Origin of the sequence: Variovorax paradoxus (assembly GCF_040544635.1) — a bacterium.
Taxonomy (GTDB): Bacteria; Pseudomonadota; Gammaproteobacteria; order Burkholderiales; family Burkholderiaceae_C; genus Variovorax; species Variovorax paradoxus_R.
In genome coordinates this window covers 140,181-156,233 of the sequence record NZ_JBEPKJ010000007.1, presented here as the reverse complement: position 1 = coordinate 156,233, position 16,053 = coordinate 140,181, and the positions used below count along the sequence as shown (strand labels likewise).

The window sequence follows — 16,053 nt, the reverse complement described above, 5'->3', positions numbered from 1 at the left end:
CGATCCAGGAGTTCAGACGTGTCGACCAAGATTCCCCTGCTGGTGCTCAACAGCCTCTCGAGTGCCCACCAGGCCCAGATTGCCGAGGTCTACGACGTGACCTACGCCTTCGACGCCGCCGCGCGTGCCGCGGCCATTGCCGAGCACGGCAAAAAGTTTCGCGCGGTGCTGACCATCGGCGTGATCGGCATCACGCCCGAAGAGATCGCGGCCATGCCGGCGCTCGAACTCGTCTGCTGCATGGGCGCGGGCTACGAAGGCGTGCCGCTGGAGGTGACCCGGGCGCGCGGCATCGTCACGGCGAACGGCGCGGGCACCAATGACGACTGCGTGGCCGACCATGCCTTCGGCCTGCTGATCAGCATCGTGCGCGGCTTTCGCCAGCTCGACCGGCTGTGCCGCGAGGGCGTGTGGCGCGAGGCCATTCCGCAGCCACCGAACGTGTCGGGCAAGAAGCTCGGCATCCTCGGGCTCGGCACCATCGGCCAGAAGATCGCCAAGCGCGCCGCCGCGTTCGACATGGAAGTGGGCTATCACAACCGCAAGCCGCGCGAGGGCGCGACGCACCGCTACTTCGACGACCTGAAGTCCCTCGCCACCTGGGCCGATTTTCTGGTGCTCGCCGCGCCCGGCGGGCCGGCCACGCGGCACCTGGTGAATACCGAGGTGCTCGATGCGCTCGGCCCGCAAGGCTTTCTGGTCAGCATCGGGCGCGGCAGCGTGGTCGATACCGAGGCGCTGGCCGCGGCGCTGCGCGAGAACCGCATCGCGGGTGCGGGGCTCGATGTGTACGAAAGCGAGCCGAAACGGCCCGAGCCGCTGGTCGGCCTAGACAACGTGCTGCTCACGCCGCACATGGCGGGCTGGTCGCCGGAGGCGACGCAGAAGTCCGTCGACCATTTCCTTGCGAATGCCGAAGGGCATTTCGCGGGGCGTGGTGTCTTGACACCGGTCTGATGGTTTTGCCCCTTCCCCCAGAGGGGGAGGGAGTCAAGCCAAGACCGGAGGGCGCCGGGCGCCCCATCCGGACGCCTTCTCATACACATGCCCCAGCCGCAGCACGCCGAGATCCGCATGGGTCGGCCCGGCCAGCTGCAAGCCCATCGGCAACCCGCTTTCGCCGAAGCCCGCGCGCACGTTCAGCGTGGGCAGGCCGGCCAGCGTGAACGGCGTCACGATTTCCATCCAGCGGTGGTACGTGTCGCTCGGCACGCCGGCCACTTCGGCGGGCCAGTGCAGTTCCGCATCGAAAGGGAACACCTGTGCCGTCGGCGCCAGCACGAAGTCGAAGCGCTCGAAGAGCTTGACGAACGCGCGGTACACGTTCGAGCGATAGAGCGAAGCCTGGTACAGCGATGCCGCATCGAGATGGCGGCTCTGCTCTATTTCCCACTGCGCCTCGGGTTTGAGCTGGGCAAACAGCTTCGGGTCGCTCACATAAGCCCCGAGCTTGCCGCCGACCAGCAACTGCCGCAGGCGCAGCCACGCGCTCCAGTTGTGCTCGCGCGGCACGTCGAGCGTGCAGGGTTCGACCTCGCAGCCGATGGCGCGAAAGGTGTCGAGCGCGCGCTCGCCCAGTTCGCGGATGCCCGGCGCCAGCGGCAGATCGGGCCAGATGCTGCCGAGCCAGCCCACGCGCAGGCCCTCGACGTTGTCGTCGAGCCGCAACGCATCGGGTGCCGGCAGGGCCTGCGGCGACGACAGCGGCACGCGCGTGTCGAAGCCCGCCTGCACCGCAAGCAGCCGCGCGGTGTCTTCGACCGTTCGGCCCATCGGCCCTTCGGTGCCCAGTTGCTGGAAGAACAGTTCCTGCTCCGGATCGCCGGGCACGCGGCCGCGCGAGGGCCGCATGCCGATCACGTTGTTGAAGGCCGCCGGGTTGCGCAGCGAACCCATCATGTCGCTGCCGTCGGCCACCGGCAGCATGCCCAGCGCCAGCGCAACGGCAGCGCCGCCGCTGCTGCCACCGGCGCTGCGGTCGGGCGCATAGGCGTTGCGGGTGATGCCGAACACCGTGTTGTAGGTGTGCGAGCCCAGGCCGAACTCGGGCGTGTTGGTCTTGCCGATCACGATGGCGCCGGCCTCGCGCATGCGCGCGACGTGCAGGCTGTCGGTGCGTGCCGCAGAGCGCGGCGACAGGGGCGAGCCCATGGAAGTCGGCAGGCCGGCGGCGTGGCTCAAATCCTTTACCGCCAGCGGAAAGCCGTGCATCCAGCCGCGCCGCTCGCCGCGTGCCAGCTCGGCGTCGCGCTCGCCGGCTTCGGCCAGCAGGGCCTCGGGTTCGCGCAGCGACACGATGGCGTTGAAGCGCGGGTTGAGCGCCTCGATGCGGGCCAGCGAGGCTTGCATCACCTCGCGGCAGGACACCTTGCGCCCCGCAATGAGGTTCGACAGGTCGGTGGCGGTCAATTCGAGCAGGTCGGCAGAAAACATGGCGAGTGCGGGAAAAGGAGGGGGGGCCCAGTATGGCGCGGCGCTCGCATAATCGCCGCGTATGGAAACAAAGTGGCTAGAAGACTTCATCAGCCTGGCGGAAACGCGCAGCTTCAGCCGCTCTGCCCAATTGAGGCACGTCACCCAGCCGGCTTTCTCCAGGCGCATTCAGGCGCTCGAGGGCTGGGCCGGTACCGATCTGGTCGACCGCAGCTCCTATCCCACGCGCCTCACGCCCGCGGGCCAGACGCTCTACAGCCAGGCCATCGAGATGCTGCAGTCGCTGCAGAGCACGCGCGCCATGCTGCGCGGGCACTCGGCCGCCGGGCAGGACGTGATCGAGATTGCCGTCCCGCACACGCTGGCCTTCACCTTCTTCCCCTCGTGGGTGACCAGCCTGCGCGAGCACTTCGGGCCCATCAAGAGCCGGCTGATCGCGCTCAACGTGCACGACGCCGTGCTGCGGCTGGTCGAAGGCAGCTGCGACCTGCTCATTGCCTATCACCACCCCTCGCAGCCGCTGCAGCTCGACGCCAACAAGTACGAGATGGTCAGCCTGGGCGAGGAAACCGTGGCGCCCTGGGTCAAGGCCAATGCCGACGGCGCGCCGCGCTTCCGGCTGCCCGGCCGGCCCGGCCAGCCGCTGCCTTACCTGGGCTACGCGCCCGGCGCCTACCTGGGACGGGTGGTCGACCAGCTGCTGAAAGAGTCGGGCACCGCCATCCACCTCGACCGGGTCTATGAAACCGACATGGCCGAAGGCCTGAAGGTCATGGCGCTCGAAGGCCACGGCATCGCCTTTTTGCCGCAGAGCGCGGTGCGCAAGGAAATCAAGGCGCGCAAGCTGGTGAGCGCGCTGCCGCCCGAGATCGACAGCCTGGAGGCGACGATGGAAATCCGCGCCTACCGCGAACGGCCGAGCGCACCGGTCCCTGTAAAGACCGGCACCGGCCGCTCCGCGAAGGCCGTTGCGGGCTCGGAAGGCTTGCAGCCCAAGCGCACGGCCGATGCGCTGTGGTCGTACCTGGTCGGCGCCCAGCCCAATCGGTGACCTGATTGACGGATGGAATTTGTGCGCTGCACAATCTATAAATGCTGCGCATAGGGGCCCCCGCAAACGGCATTGGCGTCGCAGACTGGGCGCCACTAAAGTCGCGGCAGTTTCCGATCACACCGCTGTCACAGCAAGACTTCCGGCACGCGCCACCCGCGTGCTTTTTTTTAGCCGAGGAACCTGTATGACCCCCAATTTCAGGACCGAACACGACTTCCTCGGCGAAAAGCAGATTCCTGCCGTTGCCTACTGGGGCGTGCACACGGCGCGCGCGGTCGAGAACTTCGCCATCTCCGGTACCCGCGTGTCGGCCATGCCCGACCTGGTGCGCGCGCTGGCGTTCGTGAAGAAGGCCGCCACGCGCGCCAATGCCGACCTCGGCGCCATCGACCGCGACCGCGCCGCGGCCATCATCCTGGCCTGCGACGACCTCATCGAGGGCAAGCTGCTCGACGAATTCGTGGTCGACGTGATCCAGGGCGGCGCCGGCACCTCGACCAACATGAACGCCAACGAGGTGATCTGCAACCTCGCACTCGAGAAGCTCGGCCATGAAAAGGGCCGCTACGACGTGCTGCACCCCAACGACCACGTCAACGCCTCGCAGAGCACCAACGACGTCTACCCGACGGCGGTGCGGCTGGCCCTGTGGTTTGCCATCGACAAGCTGCTCGAATCCATGGCCGCGCTGCGCCAGAGCTTCGAGGCCAAGGCGCTCGAGTTCAAGGACATTCTCAAGATCGGCCGCACCCAGCTGCAAGACGCCGTGCCCATGACGCTGGGCCAGGAGTTCCTGACCTACGCCATCATGATCGGCGAAGACGAGGCCCGGCTCGGCGAGGCGCGCGCGCTCATCGAGGAAATCAACCTCGGCGCCACCGCCATCGGCACCGGCATCAATGCGCCGCACGGCTATGCCAACCTGGCCTGCCAGTACCTGGCCGAGCAGAGCGGCGTGCCGCTGAAGCAAGCCGCCAACCTCATCGAGGCCACGCAGGACACCGGCGCCTTCGTGCAACTTTCGGGCGTGCTCAAGCGGGTGGCTACCAAGCTCAGCAAGACCTGCAACGACCTGCGGCTGTTGTCCAGCGGCCCGCAGGCGGGCTTCGGCGAAATCCGCCTGCCGGCGCGCCAGGCCGGTTCGTCGATCATGCCGGGCAAGGTCAATCCGGTGATTCCGGAAGTGATGAACCAGGTGGCCTTCGAGGTCATCGGCAACGACATCACGGTCACCATGGCGTCGGAGGCCGGCCAGCTGCAGCTCAACGCCTTCGAGCCCATCATGGGATGGAGCCTGTTCAAGAGCATCAAGCACCTGAGCAATGCCTGCATCACGCTGCGGGAGAACTGCATCGTCGGCATCGAGGCCAACCGCGAGTTCCTGGCCAAGCGGGTGCGGGAATCGGTCACGCTGGTCACGGCGCTCAACCCCCTCATCGGCTACGAAAAGGCGGCGCTCATCGCCAAGACCGCGCTGGCCACCGGCGGACCCATCGACCTGGTGGCCGAATCGCTGGGCATCATGACGCGCGCCGAGATGGAAGCGCTGCTCGTGCCCGAAAATCTGACCCAGCCCGTGCGCCTGTCCGCGCCGGTGCCGGCGGCTGCCGAGCCCTCGGGCACAAAGGCTGCTTAGTGAAAGTCGGACAATGCCAATTGGTTCGCCTGCACCACGAAAGCGCTTCGATGCGCGCGGCCGGTGCGGGCGTCATCGAGAATGCACCGGGTTGGCCCGGGTATTCCCCATGACGTGAATGTCTAGAATTTCGTTGTATCTGTATCTTCCAGTCACCCTCAGGAGTTTTCCGTATGAATAAGCAAGTATTGGCATTGGCAATCGCAGCCCTGGCTGCCGGCGGCGCGTTTGCACAGGCCAATGACACCCTGGCCAAGATCAAGGCTTCGGGCAGCATCACCGAAGGCGTGCGGGAATCTTCCGGCCTTTCGTACACGCTGGGCAACGGCCAGTACACCGGTTTCCACTACGACATCTGCGCCAACATCATCAAGGACATCCAGAAGAACCTGGGCCTTGCCAAGCTGGAAACCAAGTACCAGCCCGTGACCTCGCAGAACCGCGTGCCCCTGGTGCAAAACGGCACCGTCGACCTCGAGTGCGGCTCCACCACCAACAACGCCACGCGCCAGAAGGACGTGTCGTTCGCAGTCACCACCTACGTCGAGGAAGTGCGCATTGCGGTCAAGGCCAACTCGGGCATCAACAGCATCAAGGACCTGAACGGCAAGACCGTGGCCACCACCACCGGCACCACGTCGGTCCAGACGCTGCGCAAGAACGAGCGCGCCGGCGGCATCGACTTCAAGGAGCTCTACGGCAAGGACCACTCCGACAGCTTCCTGCTGCTCGAATCGGGCCGCGCAGACGCCTTCGTGATGGACGGTTCCATCCTGGCCTCGAACATCGCCAAGTCGAAGGCGCCCGCCGAGTACAAGATCGTCGGCGAAGTGCTCAGCGTCGAGCCCATCGCCATCATGATCCGCAAGGACGACCCGGCCTTCAAGAAGGTGGTGGACGACAGCATCAAGGCACAGATCAAGAACGGCGACCTCGCCAAGCTCTGGGACAAGTGGTTCCTGAAGCCGATTCCCCCGGCAAACGTCACGGTGAACCTGCCGCTGTCCGATGCCACGAAGGCGGCTTGGGCCAACCCGAACGACAAGCCGATGGAAGACTACGCCGCCAAGAAGTAAACACGGCAAGGTCATCCGCGCAACGCCCGCCGCCCCCGGCGGGCGTTTGTTTTCGCAAGGCAGCGCAACGCGGCGCGCGGGCACGGCCTGTGCAAGCTAGCAGTCTGGAAATCTGAAAGAAGGAGAGTCCCCGATGGGATCAAACTGGGATTGGCAGGTCTTCTTGCAAGACCCGGGCGGGAAGTACCCGACCTACTGGGAGTGGATGCTGTCCGCATGGGGCTGGACCGTGTCGGTCGCCCTGCTGGCGCTCATTGTCGCGCTGGTGCTGGGTTCGCTCGTCGGCATCATCCGCACCTTGCCCAACAGCCCATGGCTCATACGCCTGGGCAATGCCTGGGTCGAGCTGTTCCGCAACATTCCGCTCTTGGTGCAGATCTTCCTCTGGTACCACGTGATTCCGGCCATGATTCCGGTCATGAAGGGCGTGCCGAGCTTCGTGCTGGTGGTGCTGGCGCTGGGCTTCTTTACCTCGGCGCGTATTGCCGAGCAGGTGCGCTCGGGCATTCAGGCGCTGCCCAAGGGCCAGCGCTATGCGGGCATGGCGGTGGGCTTTACCACGCCGCAGTACTACCGCTACGTGATCTTGCCCATGGCCTACCGCATCATCATTCCGCCGCTCACGAGCGAAACGATGAACATCTTCAAGAACTCGTCGGTGGCGTTTGCCGTGTCGGTGACCGAACTCACGATGTTCGCCATGCAGGCGCAGGAAGAAACCTCGCGCGGCATCGAGGTGTACCTTGCCGTGACGGGCCTCTACGTGATCTCGGCCTTTGCAATCAACCGCATCATGGCGTTCATCGAGAAGAAGACGCGTGTGCCGGGCTTCATCGTTTCGGCCAGCGGCGGCGGGGGACACTGACATGATGAATCTCGACCTGTCGTTCTACAACTGGGACGTCATCAGCAATTTCGTCGTCAAGGGCTTCTACTTCAGCATCATGCTGACGATCGTGGCCACCATCGGCGGCGTGCTCTTCGGCACCGTGCTGGCGCTCATGCGGCTGTCGGGCAAGAAGTGGCTCGACGCGCCAGCCGCCATCTACGTCAACGGCATGCGCAGCATTCCGCTGGTGATGGTGATCCTGTGGTTCTTCCTGCTGGTGCCGGCCTCGTTCTACGCGGCCTTCGGCTCCATCGGCTCGAACTACCGTTCGGAAATCTCGGCCGTGATCACTTTCATCGCGTTCGAGGCGGCCTACTTCAGCGAGATCATGCGCGCGGGCATCCAGTCGATTCCGCGCGGCCAGGTGAATGCGGGCCAGGCGGTCGGCATGACCTACGGGCAGAACATGCGCCTGATCGTGCTGCCGCAGGCCTTCCGCAACATGCTGCCGGTGCTGCTCACGCAGACCATCATCCTGTTCCAGGACACCTCGCTGGTGTATGCCATCGGCGCCTACGACATGCTCAAGGGCTTCGAGACCGCGGGCAAGAACTTCGGCCGCCCGATCGAGGCCTACCTGCTCGCTGCCGTCGTTTACTTCATCATGTGCTATGCCTTGTCGTGGCTCGTCAAGCGCCTCCACAAGAAGATTGCCATCATTCGCTGAGTGGCTGAACCGGAGAAAGAAATGTCCGAAAAAATGATTGAAATCAAGAACGTCTCCAAGTGGTATGGCCCGGTGCAGGTGCTCAACGATTGTTCGGTGAGCATCTCCAAGGGCGACGTGGTGGTGGTGTGCGGGCCCTCGGGCTCGGGCAAGTCCACCCTCATCAAGACCGTGAACGCGCTCGAGCCCTTCCAGAAGGGCGAGATCACCGTCAACGGCATTCCGCTGCACGACCCCAAGACCAACCTGCCCAAGCTGCGCTCCAAGGTCGGCATGGTGTTCCAGCACTTCGAGCTGTTCCCGCACCTCTCGGTCACCGAGAACCTCACGATCGCCCAGATCAAGGTGCTGGGCCGCAGCCCCGACGAAGCCAAGACCCGCGGCCTGAAGATGCTCGACCGCGTGGGCCTGATGGCGCACAAGGACAAGTTCCCGGGCCAGCTCTCGGGCGGCCAGCAGCAGCGCGTGGCCATTGCCCGCGCGCTCAGCATGGACCCGATCGTGATGCTGTTCGACGAACCCACGTCGGCGCTCGACCCCGAAATGGTCGGTGAAGTGCTCGACGTGATGGTGAGCCTGGCCAGGGACGGCATGACCATGATGGTGGTCACGCACGAAATGGCCTTCGCCCGCAAGGTGGCCAGCCGTGTGATCTTCATCGACGTGGGCGGCAAGATCCTGGAAGACTGCCCGAAGGACGAGTTCTTCAGCCACCCGGAAAACCGCCAGCCGCGCACGAAGGACTTCCTGAACAAGATCCTGCAGCACTGATCTGCTGCGGCGCCAAGGCAAAAGCCACGCTGTTCGCAGCGTGGCTTTTTTATGGGCGATCAACTGCGTTCAGGGCAGCCGCGCGATGTGCTCCGTCAACAGGTCGAAGAAGCCCTGCGCATCGCCCCCCACGATCCAGTTCACATTGGCGGGGCGCTGGAGGCTGCCGTACCAGTCGGCCGCCGTCTGGCCGAAGCCCATGCCTTCGCGGCTGTCGACTTCGACATTGATCCGCCTGCCCCTGAAGAGCGATGGCTGCAGCAGGTAAGCGACAACGGTCGCATCGTGCACCGGTCCGCCGGGCATCTCGTAGTGCTGCATTTCCTGCGGCGCGTAGGCGCCCAGGATGTCGGCGACGATGGCACCGGCCCGGTTGCCGATGTCGCGCAGTCGCGCGATGCGCTCGTCGCTCGTGAGAATCTTGTGCGTCACGTCCAGCGGCAGCATGGTCGTCGGCACGCCGCTTTTCAGCACGGCCTCGGCCGCGTGCGGATCGGCGAACACGTTGAACTCCGCGGTCGGCGTGATGTTGCCGCCGTTGAAATGCGCGCCGGCCATGAGCACCAGTTCGCGCAGGCCGCGCACGATGTCGGGGGCTTGTTCAAGCGCGAGCGCCAGGTTGGTCTGCGGGCCGAGCATGGCGAGCGTCACGCTCTTTTCGGGCGCCGCACGCAGCGTGCGAATGAGGTAATCGACCGCGTGCCCTTTGGCCAGCGGCACAGCCGGCTCGTGAACCTCGACGCCGGTGATGCCTTCTTGGCCGTGGATGTTGGCCGCATAAATTGGCGTGCGCTGCAGCGGGCGCTCGGTGCCGGCATACACCGGAACGTTCGGACGCCCGGCCCATTCGCAGGCGAGGCGGGCGTTGCGCGAAGTCTTGGCCAGCGGAACGTTGCCGGCCACCGTGGTCAGCGCCTGGAGCTTCAGCGTTTCAGGCGCCGCCATGGCGAACAGCAGCGCGATCACATCGTCCGCGCCGGGGTCCGTGTCGATGATCAGGGTGTGCATCGCGACATTGTCGCGGCGCCACCCTGAATCGACGCCGGTGCTGTCTTCCTGCTGAGTTACTTCCTGCGCGCCGCGATCGCCTTCTCGGCCGTTGCCACCAGGTCTGCGCCCACGGTGGTCTTCCACTTGTCGTACACCGGCCGCGTGGCCTTCACGAAGGCTTCGCGCTCGGCTGGCGTGAGGCTGGTCACCGTCACGCCCATGGCGGCGATGTCTTTCAGCACCGGCTTGTCGGCTTCGACGAGGCCCTTGCGCGCAAGGGCGATTTCCTGCTGGCCGGCGTCGACAGCCGCCTGGCGCACGATGGCCTGGTCGGCTGGTGTCCATGAAGCCCAGATTTCCTTGTTGACCACGAACACCAGCGGGTCGGCCACATAGCCCCAGGTGGTCACGAACTTCTGGCCCACGTTCTGCATCTTGAGCACGGTGAACAGGAAGAGCGGGTTCTCCTGGCCGTCGACGGCGCCGCTGGCGAGCGCGGGCTGTGCGTCGGCCCAGCTCATCTGCGTGGGGTTGGCGCCCAGCGCGGTGAACATGTCGGAATAAATCGGCGAGCCGACGACTCGGATCTTCATGCCCTTCAGGTCTTCGGGCGACTTGATCGGCTTCTTGGAGTTGGTAATTTCGCGGTAGCCGTTCTCGCCCCAGGCGAGCGGCACGACGCCGGCCTTGTCGAGGGTCTTGAACATTTCCTTGCCGACTTCGCCCTGGGTGAGCGCGTCGATGGCCGCGTAGTCGGGCATCAGGAAGGGCATGGAGAAGAGGTTGAGCTGCTTGACCTGCGGCGACCAGTTGATGGTCGAGCCTACGGCCATGTCGATCACGCCCTGGCGCAGCGCGCTGAACTCGCGGGTCTGGTCGCCCTGGATGAGCGACACGCCGGGGTACAGCTTGATGTTGATGCGGCCCTGGGTACGCTCCTTCACGAGGTCGGCCCAGATCTTTCCGGCCTGGCCCCAGGGTGTCGGCGGGCCGAGCACGAGCGACATCTTGTATTCGGGCTTGTAGGTGGCCTGCGCCATGGCGCCGGTCGAGAACATGCCCAGGGCGGTGGCTACGGCGGCAAGGCCCAAGAGGGTGCGGCGGAATTTCATGAGAGGTCTCCTTGTTTTCTGAACACAACTAAGCGATGGATGTTTTTGGGAACATCGTTGAACTGGGAATGGTTGCTGATGTTTTGGCGCTGCTGTTCAGGGCGCGTGCAAAGGCCACCGGGTACTCCCCTCCGCGAATGTCCCCCGCCTTCGGCTCCTCCTTTATTTCGCTGCGGGGAGCACCCGATGCCCTGTGCACTGGGACGCGCTGCTGGTGCGTGGCCGATCAATGACCGCTCTTTCCAACGCTCCCGCTGATGGGGTGCCTTGCGCAGCGAAACAAAGGAGGAGGCCGCAGGCCGGGGGACATTCGCGGAGCAAGGTACCCCGTCGGCGGGTGCGCGCCCTGAACAAAGCACCCAAACGCACGGCCCCATCTCAATACCCCAGCTTGCGCGGCAACCAAAGCGCGAGCTCAGGAAACGCGATCACCAGCACCATCACCAGGAACATCGAGAACAGCATCCAGCCCACCCACCGCACGGTTTCTTCCATGCGCACCTTGGCAATCCGGCACGACACCATCAGGTTGACCGCGAGCGGCGGCGTGAACTGCCCTAATGCCACCTTGAGCGTGAGGATGACGCCGAACCACACCGGATCCCACTTGTAATACTGAACGATGGGCAGCAAGAGCGGCACGAAGATCAAAAAGATCGACACGCCGTCGAGGAACATGCCCACCGTGATGAGCAGCAGGATCAGCAACGCCAGGATGCCGTATTCGCCCAGGCCCGAATTCACGATGGCGCGCGTCACCGGGTCGATGATGCCGAGCGTCGAGAGGGAGTACGCGAAGATGCCCGCAAGCGACACCACCAGCAGGATCACGGCCGAAAGCTCGCCCGATTCACGCAATATGACGAACAGGTCGCGCACCTTGATCGTCCGGTGCACGCACATGCCCACGAACAGGCCGTAGAACACCGCCACTACCGCTGCTTCGGTTGGTGTGAACCAGCCCGCGCGCATGCCGCCCAGAATGAGCACCGGCGCCGCCAGGCCCCAGATCGCTTCGCGAAAACTCTTCCAGAACGGCGGGCGCGGCAACGTCGATTCGAGCGCGCCCATCTTGTGCTGGCGGGCCAGCAGCACGGCCGGAATCATCAGCGCCAGGCCGGCCATCACGCCCGGGATCATGCCGGCGGCAAACAGCGCCGGCACCGAGGCACCCGGGACCAGCACCGAGTAGACGATGAACGCGACCGAAGGCGGAATCAGGATGTCGGTGGCCGCCGCGGCGCCCACTACGCTGGCCGAGAACGCGGCAGGGTAGCCGGCGCGCGACATGGCCGCGATCATCACCGCGCCCACGGCGGCGGCATTGGCAGGGCCCGAGCCCGAGATGCCGCCGAGAAACATGGCCACCGCAATCGCCACCAGCGGCAGCATGCCGGGGCCGCGGCCGACGATGGCGACCGCAAAGTTCACCAGCCGCAGCGCCACGCCCGAGCGGTCGAAGATGGAGCCCACCAGCACGAACATCGGAATGGCCAGCAGCGGGTACTTGCCGAGGCCGGCATAGAAGTTTTGCGGCACGGCCAGCAAGCCGAACCACTGCGCGTCGCCGTTGGCGAGCGCAATGCAGGCGGCACCGGCCAGGCCGAGGGCGGCGCCAATGGGCACGCCCACCAGCATCATCGCAACGAAGGCGACGAACAGGAGGGTGGCGATCACGATGCGTCGCCTTTGAAGTTCCGGCTTTCTTCGCCGGCGTACGCCTTGCGGCCGCGGCGGATCATCAGGCCCACGGCGCGCAGCGCGATGGCAAAGGACACGATGGGCAGCCACATCGAATACCACCAGGCCGGAAGGCCGATGCCCGGCGTGGTTTCTTCGAAGCGGTAGTCGTCCCACACCATGCGGATGCTGAGCGCGCCGATCAGCGTGAACAGAATGGCGATCATGAGCGCGCCGAACTGCGCCAGGCGCTTGCGCCGCGCCATGGAGCCGCTCTCCGAGAAGTACTCGATGCGGATGTGCCGGTCGCGCGCCACCGCGGCCGAGCCGGCCACCAGCGCCAGCATGATCATCAGGAAAACCGAGAACTCTTCGGTCCACGCGAACGAAGAGTCGGTGAAGTAGCGCACCAGCACGTTGGCAAAGGTGATGAGCGCCAGCGCGCCCATGATGATCACGGTGAGCCAGTCCTCGATGGCGAGCGGCACCCGGGTGGGCTCGTCGGCGGCTTCGATGTCTGGGGGGAGGGGGCTGGCGGCGTCCAGCAAGGGGCCGGACTCGTTGGGAGTGGTCATCGAGAGGGAGGGGGAAAGCAGCTATGGATGGTAACGATCCATGTCCATCCGTTCATCGGGGTTTTCCTAAGCTGCGGCCCCGTTCCGCGCCCCTCCGGCCCCTCTGGAATCGGGCTACTCGAGCTTGGCGCCCGAATCCTTGATCAGGCGCTCCCAGATCGGGCTTTCCTTCTTGTACACGGCGGCAAAAGCCTCCGGCGAGCTCTCCTTCAGGTCGAAACCCATGGCCGCCACGCGCGCCTGCACGTCGGGCTGGCGCGTGGCCTTACCCACTTCTTCGGCGATGCGTTGCACGATCGGCTTGGGCGTGCCAGCCGGCATGGCAATGGCGAGCCAGCCGGTCACGCGGTAGGCCTCGTCGCCCAGGCCCTGTTCGGCCAGCGTCGGCACGTCGGGCAGCGTGGCCATGCGGCGCTCGCCGCTCACGCCGACGGCCTTGAGCTTGCCCGCCTCGATGTGCGGCTTGGCCACCAGCGCGCTGGCAAAGGCCATCTGGATCTGGCCGCCGATCAGGTCTTGCAGCATGGGCGCCTCGCCCTTGTAGGCCACGTGGTTCATTTCGGCCTTCTGCGTAAGGCTCATGTGTGCGCCGGCCAGGTGCGGATACGCGCCGACGCCGTACGAGCCGTAGGCTACCTTGCCCTTGTTGGCGGCCACGTATTTCAGAAGCTCCGGCCCGTTCTTCACCGGCACGCTCGGGTGCACCACCAGCACCAGCGGCGCGGTGGCAATCTGGTAGACCAGCGTGAGGTCGCGCTGCGTGTCGTAGGGCAGCTTCTGGTAGAGGAACTGGTTGGTCAGCAGCGAATTGCTCAGCGCCAGCACCAGGGTGTAGCCATCGGCCGGCGCCTTGGCCACGGCGTCGGTGCCGATGATGCCGGCGGCGCCCGGCTTGTTGTCGATGATGACCGGCTGGCCCAGCCCGGCTGCCATCTTCTCGCCCACCACGCGGGCCAGCACGTCGGTGGCGCCGCCCGCGGCAAAAGGCACCACCATGCGGATCGGCTTGGTCGGATAGGTCTGCGCCCAGCCGGCGGTGGTGGCTGTGAGCGCGAGCGATGCAATGGCAAGGCCGTGCAGTGCGCGGCGGGTGATGGTGAATGTGGCGTTGTTCATGTTCTCGATGTCTCCGATGGTTGATTTATTTTTGTGTGCGTGCCGCCAGTCAGCCGGTGCCTCGGCTATTCCGTGCGCACCCTGGTCTTGAACGGCAGCGGCGCAAGCGCCGCTTCGATCCGCTGCTGCAGCGCCGCCGCAAGCGTGCCCGCGGCGGCTGCGTCGACGCGCACCTCCACCAGGCTTTCGCCCTCGCTGCGTACGCTCGGCCGGGCGGCTTCCGCCACGCCGAGTTCGTTGCAGATCTGCACCACCGCGGCCGCCACCACGCGGCTCGCCGCCATGGCGCGCAGCTCGGGCTTGTAGATCTTGCCGACGTTGGTCATCGGCATGTTCTCGATGACGATCACAGACTTGGGCTTGGCGGGTGCCTCGTCCACGCGCGCGGCGGTAAAGGCCAGCAGTTCGTCTTCCGTTGCCGATGCGCCCGGCACCAGCGTCGCGAACACCACCGGCAGTTCGCCCGCATACGCATCGGGCGCACCCACTGCCGCACACAGCTGCACCGCCGGATGCGCGCCCAGCGCGTCTTCGATCACCTTGGGGTCGATGTTGTGGCCGCTGCGGATGATCAGGTCTTTCGAGCGGCCGCTGAGGTTGAGCCGCCCCTCGCCATCGATCCAGCCCAGGTCGCCGGTCGCAAGCCAGCCGTCGGCCGTGAAGGCCTTGGCGTTGTCGGCCGGGTCGACGAAACCGGAGAACAGGTTGGGCGACTTGAACAGCACCATGCCCTGCTCGCCCGGCGGCAGCTCGCGGTCGCTGGCGTTGCCGTTTTCGTCGAGCGCCACGATGCGCATCCGCATATACGGCAGCGGAAAGCCCACGCAGCCCGCCGGCCCGTCCACGCCGGGCGGCGTGATGGTCGAGATGCCGGCCATCTCAGTCATCCCCAGGCTCTCGTGCACATGCAGCCCGAACAGCCGCTCGAAGCGCGCGGCCAGCTCCGGCGAGAGCACCGCAGCGCCCGTGCGGCAGTAGCCGATCGATGAAATGTCCGCGCCGTCCAGCGGCACGTTCGCCAATGCGGCCAGCACCGTGGGCACGGCCGAGAGCGAGGTCGGCCGGTATGTCTCGACCAGCTTCCAGTAGTTGGCCAGCACCTCCTTGTTGCGCAGCAGCGAGGTCGTCGGAATGATCACCTCCATGCCCGCCGAGAGCGATGCCAGCGAGGCCGGCAGCACGCCCGCCACGTGGAACAGCGGATAGCCGTTGATCGAGATGCCCTGGTCGTTCATGCCCGCGACCTGCACGCTGGCCCAGGCGGTAAACACCTGCGCGCCGTGGCTGTGGCGCGCGAGCTTGGGGGCGCCGGTGGTGCCGCCGGTGTGGAAGTAGGCGGCAATGTCGGTGGGCGCGATGTCGCGGCCGCTCACGAGTCGGTCGGCAGGCTGCGCGGCGCGCAGCGTGTTGAACTCGGCGACACCTTCGGGCAGCCCGCCCGCGGCGCTCGGTGCCTCCTCGTGCGGCGCCACGCGCAGCACAGTGGTGAGTGTCGGCACCTGGCTGCGCAGCCGCATCGCCTTCGACCACATGCCCGATTCGCTGTCCGAGCCGTAGGCGATCAGCACCTTGGCGCGGCCCGCCGTCATCAGCGCGACCAGCTTCTCATCCGTGAGCAGCGGATTGAGCGGCTGCACGATGCCGGCCGCTTCGCCGCCCCAGAGCGCGAGGTGGTATTCGAGGCAGCCCGGCAGCAGCACCGCCACCGCGTCTTGGGGGCCCACCCCCAGCGCATGCAGCATGTTCGCGGTCTGGTGGATGCCCGCGAGCAAGTCGGCGTACGACCAGCGGATCGGCTCGTCGGCCGGGTTGCCGGTGCGCAGGAAGGTGAGTGCCGTCTTGCCGCCGAAGGCCGCGCCCGCGTTGCGAAAGATCTCGTAGGTGCTGCGCACCGTCAGCGCCTGTGCGAGCGGTGTTTCCTCGAGCCGCCGGATATCGGCGAGGCTGCGCACCGGAAGCAGGGGGCGGAACGGCTCGCCGGCCACCTTCGTCTTCTTGCTGTCTGCCATGCGTGTCTCCTGATGTTGTCTTTTGCCGGCCGCGTGCGAAGCGCT

At 65.9% G+C, this 16,053-nt stretch carries 14 protein-coding genes; 7 read left to right on the top strand and 7 right to left on the bottom strand.

The window, feature by feature from the left end; all coding sequences use genetic code 11:
* Positions 1 to 18 precede the first annotated feature (18 nt).
* Positions 19 to 957: a 2-hydroxyacid dehydrogenase gene (locus ABIC94_RS13980; protein WP_354373597.1), complete on the top strand. Its 939-nt coding sequence runs from the start codon at positions 19 to 21 to the stop codon at positions 955 to 957.
* 33 nt (positions 958 to 990) lie between these two features.
* On the opposite strand, the gene ABIC94_RS13975 is transcribed toward ABIC94_RS13980, so the two are convergent.
* Entirely contained in the window at positions 991 to 2,433 is a 1,443-nt protein-coding gene (locus ABIC94_RS13975; RefSeq protein WP_354373596.1) for an amidase, read from the bottom strand.
* A gap of 61 nt (positions 2,434 to 2,494) precedes the next feature.
* On the opposite strand from ABIC94_RS13975, the gene ABIC94_RS13970 reads away from it, so the two are divergent.
* The 6 genes from ABIC94_RS13970 to ABIC94_RS13945 all read left to right on the top strand — a co-directional run bounded on the left by ABIC94_RS13970 (position 2,495) and on the right by ABIC94_RS13945 (position 8,526).
* The gene (locus ABIC94_RS13970) at positions 2,495 to 3,484 is read left to right on the top strand and encodes a LysR substrate-binding domain-containing protein (RefSeq protein WP_354373595.1); all 990 of its coding nucleotides are present in this window, start codon (positions 2,495 to 2,497) and stop codon (positions 3,482 to 3,484) included.
* A gap of 187 nt (positions 3,485 to 3,671) precedes the next feature.
* Positions 3,672 to 5,123, top strand: coding sequence for an aspartate ammonia-lyase (locus ABIC94_RS13965; protein WP_354373594.1), 1,452 nt, complete (start codon positions 3,672 to 3,674; stop codon positions 5,121 to 5,123).
* Between the two features lie 173 nt (positions 5,124 to 5,296).
* Positions 5,297 to 6,199, top strand: coding sequence for an amino acid ABC transporter substrate-binding protein (locus tag ABIC94_RS13960; RefSeq protein ID WP_354373593.1), 903 nt, complete (start codon positions 5,297 to 5,299; stop codon positions 6,197 to 6,199).
* Between the two features lie 133 nt (positions 6,200 to 6,332).
* Positions 6,333 to 7,064 carry an amino acid ABC transporter permease gene (locus ABIC94_RS13955; protein ID WP_354373592.1) on the top strand — a complete coding sequence of 244 codons (732 nt, stop codon included), beginning with the start codon at positions 6,333 to 6,335 and terminating at the stop codon, positions 7,062 to 7,064.
* Between the two features lies 1 nt (position 7,065).
* The gene (locus ABIC94_RS13950; RefSeq protein ID WP_258503943.1) at positions 7,066 to 7,755 is read left to right on the top strand and encodes an amino acid ABC transporter permease; all 690 of its coding nucleotides are present in this window, start codon (positions 7,066 to 7,068) and stop codon (positions 7,753 to 7,755) included.
* Between the two features lie 33 nt (positions 7,756 to 7,788).
* Positions 7,789 to 8,526 carry an amino acid ABC transporter ATP-binding protein gene (locus ABIC94_RS13945; protein ID WP_157616571.1) on the top strand — a complete coding sequence of 246 codons (738 nt, stop codon included), beginning with the start codon at positions 7,789 to 7,791 and terminating at the stop codon, positions 8,524 to 8,526.
* 69 nt (positions 8,527 to 8,595) lie between these two features.
* Here the strand turns inward: ABIC94_RS13945 and ABIC94_RS13940 are convergent, their stop codons facing one another.
* From ABIC94_RS13940 to ABIC94_RS13915, 6 genes are all read right to left on the bottom strand, one after another.
* Positions 8,596 to 9,534, bottom strand: a complete 939-nt coding sequence (locus ABIC94_RS13940) for a nucleoside hydrolase (protein WP_354373591.1) — start codon at positions 9,532 to 9,534, stop codon at positions 8,596 to 8,598.
* A 56-nt stretch (positions 9,535 to 9,590) separates the two neighbouring features.
* A complete protein-coding gene (locus ABIC94_RS13935) occupies positions 9,591 to 10,628 on the bottom strand; it encodes a DctP family TRAP transporter solute-binding subunit (RefSeq protein ID WP_354373590.1) in 1,038 nt (345 codons plus the stop codon).
* A 378-nt stretch (positions 10,629 to 11,006) separates the two neighbouring features.
* Positions 11,007 to 12,305: a TRAP transporter large permease gene (locus tag ABIC94_RS13930; protein ID WP_354373589.1), complete on the bottom strand. Its 1,299-nt coding sequence runs from the start codon at positions 12,303 to 12,305 to the stop codon at positions 11,007 to 11,009.
* Positions 12,302 to 12,883, bottom strand: a complete 582-nt coding sequence (locus tag ABIC94_RS13925; RefSeq protein WP_354373588.1) for a TRAP transporter small permease — start codon at positions 12,881 to 12,883, stop codon at positions 12,302 to 12,304. Before ABIC94_RS13925 ends, ABIC94_RS13930 begins: the two co-directional genes overlap by 4 nt.
* A 114-nt stretch (positions 12,884 to 12,997) precedes the next feature.
* Positions 12,998 to 13,999: a Bug family tripartite tricarboxylate transporter substrate binding protein gene (locus ABIC94_RS13920; protein WP_354373587.1), complete on the bottom strand. Its 1,002-nt coding sequence runs from the start codon at positions 13,997 to 13,999 to the stop codon at positions 12,998 to 13,000.
* A gap of 65 nt (positions 14,000 to 14,064) precedes the next feature.
* Entirely contained in the window at positions 14,065 to 16,008 is a 1,944-nt protein-coding gene (locus ABIC94_RS13915; RefSeq protein ID WP_354373586.1) for an acyl-CoA synthetase, read from the bottom strand.
* Positions 16,009 to 16,053 lie beyond the last annotated feature (45 nt).